General features: G+C 38.1%; 8 protein-coding genes. 6 read left to right on the forward strand and 2 right to left on the reverse strand.

The genetic code is table 11. From position 1 onward, the window contains the following. Positions 1 to 3,738 (reverse strand): filamentous hemagglutinin N-terminal domain-containing protein (locus IQ228_RS09710; RefSeq protein ID WP_193962754.1); only part of this gene is annotated, 3,738 nt, incomplete at its 3' end. Between the two features lie 278 nt (positions 3,739 to 4,016). Between IQ228_RS09710 and IQ228_RS09715 the strand changes: the two genes are divergently transcribed. From IQ228_RS09715 to IQ228_RS09740, 6 genes are all read left to right on the forward strand, one after another. Beyond that, positions 4,017 to 5,810: a ShlB/FhaC/HecB family hemolysin secretion/activation protein gene (locus IQ228_RS09715; protein WP_193962755.1), complete on the forward strand. Its 1,794-nt coding sequence runs from the start codon at positions 4,017 to 4,019 to the stop codon at positions 5,808 to 5,810. 47 nt (positions 5,811 to 5,857) lie between these two features. Beyond that, entirely contained in the window at positions 5,858 to 7,978 is a 2,121-nt protein-coding gene (locus IQ228_RS09720) for a substrate-binding domain-containing protein (protein WP_193962756.1), read from the forward strand. Next, the gene (locus IQ228_RS09725) at positions 7,956 to 8,612 is read left to right on the forward strand and encodes an FHA domain-containing protein (protein ID WP_193962757.1); all 657 of its coding nucleotides are present in this window, start codon (positions 7,956 to 7,958) and stop codon (positions 8,610 to 8,612) included. The genes IQ228_RS09720 and IQ228_RS09725 overlap by 23 nt, the downstream gene beginning before the upstream one ends. A gap of 158 nt (positions 8,613 to 8,770) precedes the next feature. Next, entirely contained in the window at positions 8,771 to 9,322 is a 552-nt protein-coding gene (locus IQ228_RS26555; protein ID WP_228043788.1) for an FHA domain-containing protein, read from the forward strand. A 312-nt stretch (positions 9,323 to 9,634) separates the two neighbouring features. Then, entirely contained in the window at positions 9,635 to 10,528 is an 894-nt protein-coding gene (locus IQ228_RS09735) for a DUF928 domain-containing protein (protein WP_193962758.1), read from the forward strand. Between the two features lie 236 nt (positions 10,529 to 10,764). Beyond that, positions 10,765 to 11,211, forward strand: a complete 447-nt coding sequence (locus IQ228_RS09740; RefSeq protein ID WP_193962759.1) for a tetratricopeptide repeat protein — start codon at positions 10,765 to 10,767, stop codon at positions 11,209 to 11,211. Positions 11,212 to 11,415: 204 nt separating this feature from the next. Here IQ228_RS09740 and IQ228_RS09745 read toward each other — a convergent pair whose 3' ends face one another. Beyond that, entirely contained in the window at positions 11,416 to 13,617 is a 2,202-nt protein-coding gene (locus IQ228_RS09745) for a CHASE2 domain-containing serine/threonine-protein kinase (protein WP_228043789.1), read from the reverse strand. Between the last annotated feature and the right edge of the window lie 44 nt (positions 13,618 to 13,661).

Genomic DNA, 13,661 nt, shown 5'->3' on the forward strand with positions numbered 1-13,661 from the left:
AATAATATTTGCTAATGTTACATCATTCGCAAAGGTTAAATTTCCTGCACCTGCATTAGCTGTAAAATCTAACCCAGTACCAGTCAGGGTATTATTGAATATAATACCATTGCCTGTGAAGGTGCTGTTATTGAATAAAGTTGCTGGACTATTATAAGTTTGTAGTGCAGTAGTGCTAACATTGCCTTTGATATCTATATTATTACCACTGGCTGTTAAATTGTTTAACTGTGTTCCACTGCCGACATTTTTCTCAAAGGTTAAATTTCCTGTACCTGCATTCAGGGTTAAATTACTATTACCATCTACAGTTTCATTAAAGGTAATTCCATTTCCTGCTAATGTGGGGTTATTCGCAATGGTGACATTGTCGTTATAAGTCTGACTTCCAGTGGTGGTAATATTGCCATTTAATGATGTTGTTCCACCCGCATTTGTTAGTAAAGTTGCAGCGTTAACGGTGTTAAATGTGGTTGTTCCTGTACTATTAGCAATAATATTTCCTAATGCTGTCGTGTTACCTAGATTTATATTTCCTGTTAAAGCATTGACTGTTAAATTGCCACTAACATTACTATTCCCTAATGTGAGATTATTTGCATCAGTTAAAATTACATTATTTCCTGTTAATACACTAACTTGATTAAAGTCATTGGTATTGTTGTTTAAGGTAATATTTTCTCCCGTTAATGTGGTATTTCCTGCTACTGTTACAGTGCTACTTACTCCTTGATTAATATCGGCACTTCCTGTAATATTTGCGCCCGTATTTGCTGTATTTAGTGTTAATGTGCCACCAAAACTATTATTAGAATTATTTAATACTATGGCATCATTGTCATAAGTACCATTAAATCCAAATCCCGTTGCTTTACTATTGACTGTCAGATTACCTGTAATAGTTTCATTTCCTAATGTTACCACTCCTACTCTATCTATTAATAAATCTCCATTGTTAGCGGTTAGTAGGGAGAAACTATTATTATTTCCAGAGGCAGTAAAACCATTAGCTGTGATACTAGCGTTTCCTGCTACCTGTAAATTTTCCCCACTAAATTGAGTGACATTTCCAGCACTTGTTAAGGTGAATGTTCCCCCGATTGTACTATTACCTAATACTGTACCGTTAGCATTATTATTAGTAACAGTCACGTTACCTGTATTTGCTAAGGTGGTAGTGAAGTTAGCATTATTGGCAACTGTGATACTCGTATTGGTATTTTGGGTAATTTTTCCGGCAGAATTTACTGTTAAATTGCCACTATCTTGAATATTTCCTAGTACGATATTGCCGGCATTACTAGATATATTAACGTTGGCAGATGTAGAGTTGGCTGTAATATTAGCACTGCCAATATTTACTCCACCATTAGCGCTATTAGAACTGCCAATTAATGTGATATTACCTGTATTAGAAGTGATGGCTTTATTACTTGAAATTCCTGCTGCATTACTATTAGCATTAGTGTTATTGCCTGTTAATGTGATATTTCCACTATCCGTTGATACATTACCTTCTACACTAATACCTCTAGCAGAGATACCACTACCTGCTGATGTGCCTGTTAATGTTATACTACCACTATTTGATGTAATTGGATTAAGTGTTCTAAATCCTGCTGCAATACCATTAGCATTAGTACTATTGCCTGTTAATGTGATATTTCCACTAGTTGTTGATACATTATTTAGTACATTAATACCTCTAGCAAATTGCCCATTACCTGCTGATGTCCCTGTTAATGTTATACTACCGCTATTTGAGGTAATTTGACTAAATGCTATAATTCCTGCTGCATTACTATTAGCATTAGTGTTATTGCCTGTTAATGTGATATTCCCACTATTTGTTGATACACTACTTTGTACACCAATACCTCTAGCAAATTCCCCATTACCTGCTGATGTGCCTGTTAATGTTATACTACCACTATTTGAGGTAATTTGACTACCTATTAAAATTCCTGGTGATCCAGTTCCAGTTCCTGATGATGTACCGGTGAAGTTAATACTGCCATTTCCTGTATTAATACTTGCTTGACTCCCTCCAAATACTCCTGCGAAACCATTTACTGATGTCTTTCCTGTGGCGGTTAAATTCCCCCCATTTGTTGTTATATTTGAGTATATTGATACTGCCCCATCAATCCCTGCATTTTGACTATCCCCTGTTAATATTACATTTAATGGATTTACGGAACTATTAATATTGCCATTAATATCCACTTTGCCATGGGCTTTTAATTCTAATGTTGATGTAGCACCGCTATAGTTTAAATCTGTATTTAAGCTAATATTTCCTAGTTGTGTTCCCCCCGAACCTGTTGCTACTGTGACATTTCCAGTATTTAATGCTGTGGTGATTAAATCTACTCCTAAGGAAGCACTATCTCCTGTGGCAGTAAAGGGATTAATATTAGGAATATTTGTATTTCCACCTCCTGCTACTATGTTAATATCTGTAGGATCTATTAACCAAGTTCCTCCACTTTGTCCTGAAATATCCGGCACTGTGGTAATGTCTAAATATCCCTTACTACTGGTTTCTATAAATCCGCCTTGATTATTCCCTTTTACACTTAAATTACCATATATTCTTGTGGCTTGATCTGACCACACTATGATATTGCCGCCATTAATTCCTTCGGCTTTAATATTACTATTTGGATCAATATAGGTAAATTGGGCTGTGGGTAGTGTGGCTTTTCCTTGATAATCTCCCCCAATAAATATATTGCCCTCATTAGCTCCTAATGTGCTAATATTTCCATTAAATATCCCTATTTTATCGCCTAATATATTAATTGTATTATTAGCTTGGATATTTCCTGATATAATATTTGTGCCTGTTTCCGTGGGGACTACTTGATTAATACTTGTTAATTTTAACTGGCCATTTTCTACTGTTACTGCTGGTACATGATTCAAGTTACCCCCTGTTAATAATTGATGTAATGATAAGGGTGTATTTATATCTTGGTTTAATCCGCTTTTATCTATAGGTAATTCTAAACTTAATAGACTGCCTTCTTGAGATATTTTTACTAGTTTTTCTCCGGGTACGGCTGCAATGGTAATATTACCATTTGGGGTGGATATGGTACCAGTATTAATTACTGTACCACCTAATAAGGTGACGCTTCCTTGATTGGTAATTAAGTTTCCTGTATTTAATATTGCCCCAGAATTTTGGTTTAAGAAAGCAAAACTGTGAGGATTACCGATTAATAAACTATAATTATTATTACCTATGGCATTAAACCAATTACTGCCTATACCTATAGCATTAGCTGTGGTGGCGGTAAAGTCAGCAGGTACATTTAAGCTGGCATTAGCACCAAAGACGATACCAGCCGGATTCATCAGGAATAAGTTAGAATTTCCGCCAATGACTTGAATTAATCCATTAATGTATGAAGGATATCCACCAACGACACGACCTAAAATATTCTGAATACTAGGGTTGGAGAGAAAGTTTGCTATCTGATTGGAGTCAAGTCCCAATCTTTGAAAGCTTTGATAGAGATTCGCACCATCGCTAGAAAGAGTACCACCACTGATATTGATCTGATTGCCGTTAGAGGTAACTACTGTACCAGTGCCATCGTTAGCAGGGGTGATAGATTGTCCATTAACTGGGGCTATGCTCTGGGGTAGAGTAAAAAGAGCGATCGCATTGCTCAGGAGCAATAAGGCAGTTTTTCCACTTAAAGAACTAATGTAATTCCTTGTATACATAAAATTTTATTTTGGTTTTTATCGAGTATTAGCTGGTATTAGATGATTATCCCTGAAAGTATACATACTAGAATATCATTAACAATGAATTAATAATCCTCCAGGAATGTCCATTGATACAATACTACATTTTATGTCCTCGTCAACAATCATTAGTTGCTTACCTGGATACTATTCAAAATAAGAAGTAAGGGGGTGTGAGATAACAACAATGTGTAACAATAAGTAAATACATCTTTTTTCAGTATAAGGATCTGAATACAGGAGTGATAATTTTTATGAACTGGTGTTTAAAATCAGGGTCATGGTGTCTATTTTTAGTTCCGAGTGTAGTTTTAACTGCATCTATATCTCCAAGTTATGCAGAAGTATCTAATTCTTCGTTGCTCCCTATAGAATTACCTGATCAGAGACTAGCGCAAGCTCCAAATCCAGATGGCGATCGCTATCTGGAAAGATTTGTACAACCAACATCCATCCCAGAACAGCTAACCCCAAAGCCTGAAGAACCTCTACAGGTTACAACTCCAGAAAATCCTCCTCCTTCCACACCGACACCTACAGATGCAAGTTCTGAAGATAAGAAGTTTGAAGTTAAGACAATAGAGGTCAAAGGCAGTACGATCTTCAATTCAGAGCAGCTAAGTAAGTTAACTCGTCCAGTAGAAGGAAAAATTGCGAGTTTAGAAGAACTTAGACAAGTAGCTGATGCCATCACCCAACTCTATTGGGATCGGGGATATCTCACCTCAAGAGCAATTTTAGCCAACTCAGCAATCATTGATGGTGTAGTACAAATACGGATAATTGAAAGTAGTGTAGTTAAGATTGAAATAGAAGGCACAAAACGTATTAATCCTAATTACGTGCGATCGCGTATAGCTTTAGGAATTAGAAAACCCCTGAATACAGGTGATATAGAAGAACAGTTAAGATTATTACAGGGAGATCCCTTTTTTTCCAAAGTAGAAGGCATCCTCCGTCCTGGTACGGATGGTCAAATTATTTTGGTTGTCAAAGTTACTGAAGCTGAACCTTTCAAAGCAGCATTAAATATTGATAATTATTCTCCACCCAGCATTGGTTCAGAAAGATTTGGTGTGAACGCTGTTTATCGTAATCTGACAGGATGGGGTGATGAACTGGCAGCATCATATTACTTTACGGCCAGAGGGGGATCAAATATCTATGATTTGAGTTATCGCCTCCCAGTCAATGCCATGAATGGGACTCTGCAATTGCGAACATCAATTAATAATAACAAAGTCATCCAAGAGCCTTTTGACATTTTTAATATTCAGGGTGAGTCCCAACTATATGAAATTAATTTTCGTCAGCCTTTAGTGCGATCGCTCCGGCAAGAATTGGCTTTATCATTAGGGTTTACTGTCCAAGATGGTCAAACCTTTACCTTTGCCGGTCCGACAGGCTTTGGTTTTGGACCAGATGACAAAGGTAACAGCCGCACCCGTGTGCTTAAATTCGGACAAGAATATTTAGCACGGGATACACAAGGTGCATGGTCTTTACGTTCTTTATTCAGTCTTGGTATTGACGTATTCGATGCCACTAAAAACGCTGATCCTATTCCCGATGGTCAATTTTTCAGTTGGTTAGGACAGATACAACGAGTACAGCGTGTCAGTAATGACTATCTGTTAATTGCCCAAACAGACATACAACTTACCCCCAATGGTTTATTACCCTCACAACAATTTGTAATTGGTGGAGGTCAGTCAGTGCGTGGTTATCGGCAAAATGCCCGTGCAGGTGACAACGGAGTAAGATTTGTACTAGAAAACCAACTAACAATACACAAAGATGAAAGTGGAAATCCATTAATCAAAATTGCGCCATTTGTTGATTTAGGATATGTCTGGAATACAAATGATAACCCCAACCGTTTACAAAGACAAACCTTTTTAGCGGGTACAGGAATAGGAGTTTTATGGCAACTCATACCTAATTTGAATATACGGTTAGATTATGGAGTCCCGTTAATTAACTTAGATGATCGGGGTAAAAATGCCCAAGATGAAGGCTTTTACTTCAGTGTCGGATATAAGTTATGATTTAGTTTATCTATTTCAAATCAATATAATTGTGAAAATTTTTGTATATGCCCTCATTTGCGTTTTCTTATCGAGAATACTCTTGTTCAAACAATAACCCTTTAAGTTGCGATCGCCCTTTCCAAACAGCCCAGGAACTTAAAGGTGCTAAATTCTGTCTAGAGTGTGGTTTTCCAGCTACCTTATCTGAGCAAGTGACAATTAAAGGTAATTTTGGTACTTATCAAGTAACTAATTACTTAGGAGTCCGAGGTTATGGACGCATATACTCAGGTGTTCAAATTAGGGATAAACAGCCCATAGAAATTAAAGAATATATCCTCCCCAATCGTTGTTTTAATGAACAAGAAACTCTGGAACGTAAACAAATATTCCAACGTGTAGGAGGAATACAATTAGCGGATAGCAGAATTCAAAATTTCCGGTTAGTTAACACTCGTGAAGCTATTGCTGATGAAAAAGGAGAGCGCTGTTATTTAATCAGCCAAAGAATAGAAGCATCCCAAACATTAAGCCAATATCTCAAACACAATGGCAAAATGACAGCCTCTCAAGTCAGAGAAATCCTGAATCAGACACTACAAACTCTTGAATTTCTCCACAGCCAAAAAATACGTTTTCCCTCTAATCAAGTCAAACAAGGCATAGGTCACGGCAATATAAATTTAGATAGTGTGTTAATTAAACCCATTAGTAATCAACAATTTTATATATATCTTTGTGATTTAGCTATCTGGGAAAACTTGTTCATTCCTCCAGCTATTGCCCAACCTGCGCCGGCTCAACAGGAAAAAGATTTAGAATCATTAGGATTAGTCGCATTTTATTTATTAGCAGGACGGACATCAGATTATGCTTCTAATCAACCTCTAGACCCTAAAGACAATCAACAATGGTCTACTACAGATATTTATCTAAAGCAGTTTATTGAACAATTAATTGGTTTAAGCACTCCTTTTAGTAATGCGGAAGCTGCTCGTCAAGCACTCATGCGATTGCCTAAAGAAGGTCAGGAAAATCATTTACCTCTATTGTCGGAAGATGAACGAGCAAAGCCAGGCTTTAAAAAATGGTCAATTTGGTTGTTAATCCTACCTTTTATATTACTGGCTGGAGGTATTTTTTATTATTTTTGTCTCCGTCAATCTAATCCAGGTGATGATCATCGTAAATATTTACAATGGTCTAAACTGCGGCGAAATTTCTCAGATGTCGATAGTGTACCTACAGGGGAATTTGAGTATATAGGCGTAAATCCGGGTACATGGACTTTTATTCTAAAATATCCATTTAAAGATGTTATCACTTTAGAAACTTTATTGACTAATCCCAAACCAGGAGCCGGAACGATTTTTAAATATGTTCCTGTAGCTTCATTAAATTTAGAAAATCTGGAGCAAGGGAAAAAATACTTTGCCATTACAAGTTTAACCAATAATCTATCGGATCAACTAGAGAAAAAAATTATTGCTTATGATGGGTTAATGGTTTATGTTAAATTTGATGATAGAAAGAACAATTTTGCAGATATGCTTGACGGACAAATAACCCTTGACCAATTACGTGATATTTATACAGGAAGAAGTACAAATTGGCAGCAAATTAATAGGAATCTCCCAAATTCAAAAATTATACTTTATGCCCCACTTGAACCGGAAGCTATCAGTAAATTTAAAGAAATAGTCTTGAAAGATGAACCTGAAGGGCAAGAATTCTTTGACAATAAAGTCACTCGATTAGAGACGGCCAAAACCCAAAACAAATTTCGACAGGAAACCAATGGTATGATTAGTTTCGGCATTATTAGTAAAATCAAGGGACAATGTACAGGTTATCCATTAGCGATAGTAGATGGTAACAAACCAGCCATTCAACCTTTATTTCAAAAGCGCGATCATCTTCCCATCAAACCCTCAGATAACCAAACCTCTGATCTATGCAAGCATGACCGCTATTTTTTTGATGTAAACACTTTCAAAAGTTACCCTTTGGGATATCCCATATTTGTAGTTTACCCTAAAGACACTACTCGCTCACCTGCTGGTTCTAGCTTTGCTGAGATATTAACTACTCGTGAGGGTCAGTGTTTACTTAGTAAAGTAAATCTTGTTCCTTTACAACCCATACCTGATAATATATACAACTATGACTGCAAATCGCTGTTTTAATCCTAAGTGCGAATATTTTAATAAAACGCTACCTAATAATGCTAAGTTCTGCCCTTGGTGTAACACTCCTTTGGGTAATGTAGTTACGCCTACACCAACATCAAATAACCCCATTCCATCACGACCTACGCCACAACAACCGATTCCACAACAACCTATTCCCTCACCACAACAGATTCAGCCAGCACGACCCATTACACCCCAACTAACCTACCAACCTCCCGTTGATGATTCAACCAACTATCAGCTACGTCCACCGGTAACACCCATATCGGCAGTTTATCCTCCCCCACTGGCTCCCAGATTACCACTACTCAAACTCATTCACTCTTCAGGTAGGGAATTTCAATGGTCTGGGGAAGAAGGTGTTATTGGTCGTCGCAGTCAAAATATGAATATTCCCCCAGAAATTGACCTAACGGGCATCACCGACGAGAGAATAATTTCTCGTCGTCATGCACGAGTGACTTGGGATTGGGCGCAAAATAGCTACATGATTGTGGAAATGAGTACCAATGGTACGTCTTTGAACGGAACTGCTTTGAGTCCTGGTGTACAATATCGTCTAATGAATGGTGATTTATTACAGTTTGGTCAGGATAATTTAGTCCGTTTTACGGTGTATATAGTGTAACTAAGGATATTCTGTATTTGTGGTCTACCCTAAAGACACTAATCGCTCACCTGCTGGCTCTAGCTTTGCTGAGATATTAACTACTCGTGAGGGTCAGTGTTTACTTAGTAAAGTAAATCTTGTTCCTTTACAACCCATACCTGATAATATAGACAACTATGACTGCAAATCGCTGCCGTAATCCTATCTGCGAATATTTTAACAAAGCGCTACCTAATAATGCTAAGTTCTGCCCTTGGTGTAAAACTTCTTTGGGTAATGTAGTTAAGCCACCAGAACCTATAACAACAGGAGAAGAAAATAACTCAAGTGAAGAAAAGACAATAGTTCAGAACGGATCAGAAGATAAGAACTTCATAATAAAAGTTTCCCGAAAATTATCACTCCTAAAACTCATTCACTATTCAGGTAGGGTATTTGAATGGTCCGGGGAAACAGGTGTTATTGGTCGTCGCAGTCAAAAAATGAATACTTTCCCAGCAATTGACCTAACTGGCATCCCTGATGACGGAATAATTTCTCGTAGTCATGCACGAGTCACTTGGGATTGGGTGCAAAAGAGCTACATGATTCTTGACATGAAGAGTACAAATGGTACGTCTTTGAACGGAACTGCTTTGAGTCCTGGTGTGCAATATCGTCTAATGAATGATGATTTATTACAGTTTGGTCAGGATAATTTAGTCCGTTTTACGGTGTATGTCATTTAATTAGGGTTTGCTGAATAGCGTGGCGTAATCCATAAAAGTTGTTCATGGTGGTAGACAGTAGGAGAAAGAGGAGCGATCGCCATTACAGCAAATTGGAATCAATCGTGCCACAAACAGACAAGATAAAAACCAGAGCCAGACTGCATTCTACAATTTACTTTTGTGGCGGGTTTGATATCAAACTGCTGTAAAATAGTAGGAACATCAACACAAAAAATTATGTATTATACTTAGTATGGAGACAACAAAAGTGCAACTGCCATAAGCAGCAATATTTATGTTATCCATAACAATCTTTTAATAAAGGTAAATATGTATACTATAAAACTTCGATTTTGGACAGGTTGTTTGCTTACTAGTCTAGTATGTTTGCCTTCAGGTTTTGTCAATCAGACGAAGGTTTTGGCAGTAGAGCCGGTTGTGCAAATCGCACAAAAAAGCTCTGCTTATAAAGAATATATGTTGCGTGGTTATCAATCAACTATGCAGAGAAACTATACGAGAGCTTTAAGATATTTCCAGAAAGCACTGGAAATACGTCCTGATGATCGGTATGCTAAAACAGCAATTAGGAATGTAAATAGTTACATTGCTGATCGTAGTCCTTTTGTTTTTGTTTCAAGAAGTAAACCACTTAGAACAAACACTGCTGCAACGAGAGATATTGATCCTAATGTTAATACTTTTGCTCTGAGACCTTCAGAGGAAGCAGTACAACTCACAACAGTAGAACATCCCACATTCTTTTTCTACATTCCTGAATCTCCTCAAAATAAACGAAAACTGAAGTTCGTTTTGCAGGAAGCGGATGATACAACGACTGAACCCCTATATGAAACAACTTTTACACATGGAAAAAAAGGCATTGTGAGTGTAAGTATACCTAAAGATCAACCACCATTAAAAATAGGCAAAGAATATACTTGGACCTTAATTTACCCTTTTGATCCTCATGTTTTCCCCAAAACCATCAACGGTAAAATTCGACGAGTGCAGGACGAAACCATTGCTGACCAGATACAGCAAACAACCCAACCATTAGATCAGGTTTTAATTTATACAATGCATGGATTTTGGGAGAATTCTCTCAGTATTCTGGCTAATTTACGCCGTCAATATCCCGATGATCCTGACGTGCAGCAATCTTGGACGGACTTTTTGAAATCAGTTGGCCTAGACGCGGTAGCAAACGAGCCACTATTGTAAGAAGATTTGCTGAAACCCTCGAAATTGACACGTAAAAATCTCAAAAATTTTTAGGTGTTTTAGCGACTTCCAATTAAAAAAATACCCAAAAATTTCTTGTGGTGCGGGGCAAAAAGCCCGCTAATCATCAAGGATGGGCATCCTGCCCATCCCACAAAATTGGGTAATTTATTTTTTGGTGTTCCCTTAGACCAGGAAGTGTCAAATTGCTGTGCTTCCTAAAACTAAAACTGACGATGACAGCAAATGTGGTTAAACTAAAAAAAGATCCCTCTTTAGCCACCTATCAAGATAGAACCTCTCAACAAGTGAATAGCAATTATCAAGACCTCAACCCTAAACAAATACTAGATATCAACCGATATATTGAACAAGCTAACACCTGTTTTGCTCAGGGAGATATCGAGGGAGCGACGGTAAATTTCCAGAATGCTATCTCCCTTTATCCTGATTGTGTTGAACTTTATACAGAAAGAGCTAAATTTCGCCGACATAAATTAGGCGATTTACGAGGCGCATTAGAGGATTATACACAAGCTATTCGCATACATCCTCGGAATGCTTTCTTTTATTTTTGCCGCAGTCAAACATATCAAGAACTTGGTAATCAGCAAAAAGCTAATGAAGATTACAACACAGCTATGAATTTAGCTCCTGATGGTACGATGCATCATTTTTCTTGATCAAAGTACCTAGGACTTACGCAAGTGTCACACCAAAAATCTGTTGTAGGGTGCGTCAGACTGCATAAATCCTGCAAATAAACAGATTGTTGATATCTGACGCACCCTACCAATGTGCCAGTTGCGTAAGTCCTGGTACCAAAGCCTAGCCGCAATTTAGTTTCAGAAACTACAGAAATTAGGCTGACAACTGAATAAAAATGGCTATCCAATCCGGCTTAAGTCCTGGATAATCTCCAGCACTTCCATAGCTGACTGGTATCTTTGGGTAAAGTCTAGATGCACCATTTTATTGATAACTGTGTACAATTCCTGGGGAGTCGCTCCTACTTCCCACCAATATTGCCATGCCTGTTTGCCAGTGTCAGAGGTGATAGGAATGATGACTACACCAGTAGTAGCATCTCTTCGAAAAATTTTGGGATTTACCCCGGTAAAAGCTTGTATGCCAATAATACCCAAGGAAAAAATATCACTATTGAATCTAGGCATACCGTTTATTTGTTCAGGGGGAGCATAACTAAAAGTACCAGCGAAAATAGTTTGATTTTCTTGGTATTGGGGTTGAACCTGTTTTACAGCACCAAAATCAATTAAAACAATATGTGCATCCGTAGCTCGCCTCATCAAGTTACTAGGTTTAATATCTCGATGAATCACACCATAGCTATGAATAAAAACCATGACCTGCAAAACTTCCTGGAGTATATTAATAACTTCAGAACGCGAGCGAGGTACAGAAGGTACTAACTCTTGCGCTAAAGAATCACCGGGGATAAATTCTTGCACTAAAAAAAACTGCTGGTTTTCTTCCAAAAAGGCAAGTAGGTATGGTATTTGTGGGTTTTTACCCATTTTACCCAAAGTTTCGAGAATATTTGCTTCATTCTCAAATAACCGCCTGAAAGTATCTAGATATGTTGTATCTTGACCAACGGGACGCATCTGTTTCACTACACACTGGGGACTGCCGGGGCGTTGAATGTCCTGCGCCAAGTAAGTATTACTACATCCTCCCCCACCTAAACTGCTAATAATTTTGTAACGGTTCTTGATGACAGTGTTGACTCCCAGTTTTTGCCCGATAGGATTAGGAGGATTAATCACTGGTGTCTGATTTATACGTTGCGCCGCAGCAATTAACTTTTCTTGCTCTTTCAACAGTTCCCCTATTTTAACTCGTTCTCGCTCGCTGTCATAGGCACTATAAGCAAGGACACCAAAGCCTGTAAAGACTAAACCTAGGGCTGGAGAAACTATTGGAAACCATCCAGCTTGTGTAAAAATGACAAAACTAGTCCCAAATAAGACGGCTATTGATGTAATCTCTGCCAGTCCTAAGCCGAATGGATGTCGAATGCGCCAGGCTAAAAATCCCCCAACTACAGACCATCCTCCTATCCATATCACTTCCGCCCACCCTGGTAAAAACCAAAACAGGCGTTCGTTGTTCAAAACCGCACTGAGAATTTGACTAATAATTTGAGCATGAATCTCTACACCTGTCATCTTCCCAGTATTATCACTTTTTCCTGTAGTAAATGGTGTATTAAAAACATCTTTTAAGCTCGGTGCGGTAGAACCAATTAAGACAATACGGTCTTTAACTAGATCGGGTTTCACTTTACCTAAAAGTACGTCTGTGACAGTAACTTGGCGGGCAATCTGACGGTGAGAACGGTAATTGAGGAGAATTTGGTAGCCTTGAGTATCTGCATTTTCATAACCGCCAGAGTCAGGTCGCAGGGGTTTCAAGACCACACTCCGCAGTTGCAGTTCTTTGTTGGGGGTTAATTGTGGCTGAATACCTCCAACTTGCAAATATTTGAGGGCTAACTGCCAACTCAAGGAATAGGGGCTTTGACAACTATCGGACTGATCTACACCAACTGATATGAGATTACGCCGAATCGAACTGTCGGTATCTTCGACAATATCGCTAAATCCTGCTTGTTCTGGTTTTGTTCCTTGTGGGGAGGCGATGCCAGGATTTTTGCCATCAGTGTGTTTACAGATAGGAACGATGATATCACTTTCTTGCAAGCGTTGTAGTAGTTTTTCATGCCCTGGTTGTATAGGTAAGTCACGAAAAATATCTAACCCAATGGCGCGGGGTTGATATTCTTCCAGTTTGCCTAAAAGTCGGTCGAGAACTTCCCCTGGTAAAGGCCAATTCCATTTTTTCAGATCCTGTTCAGTGACAGTGACAATTAACAGACGCTTATCTGGACCAGGATCAGGACGCATCTGTACCATCTGGTCATAGACTCTCAACTCCAGGGTTTCCAACATTTGCAGTTTCTGAATTCCCATGGTGAAAATTGTGGCGATCGCACTAGAAATAATGACTGGCTGTTTTAATACTTTCTTAACCTTTCCCAACATTCCAATAGGCAGATATTTCATAGAATTTAAGTTGTTTTTAGATTCATTTTATATGATTTAATAAT

This window comes from Dolichospermum sp. LEGE 00246, from assembly GCF_015207865.1.
GTDB classification, from domain to species: domain Bacteria; phylum Cyanobacteriota; class Cyanobacteriia; order Cyanobacteriales; family Nostocaceae; genus Dolichospermum; species Dolichospermum heterosporum.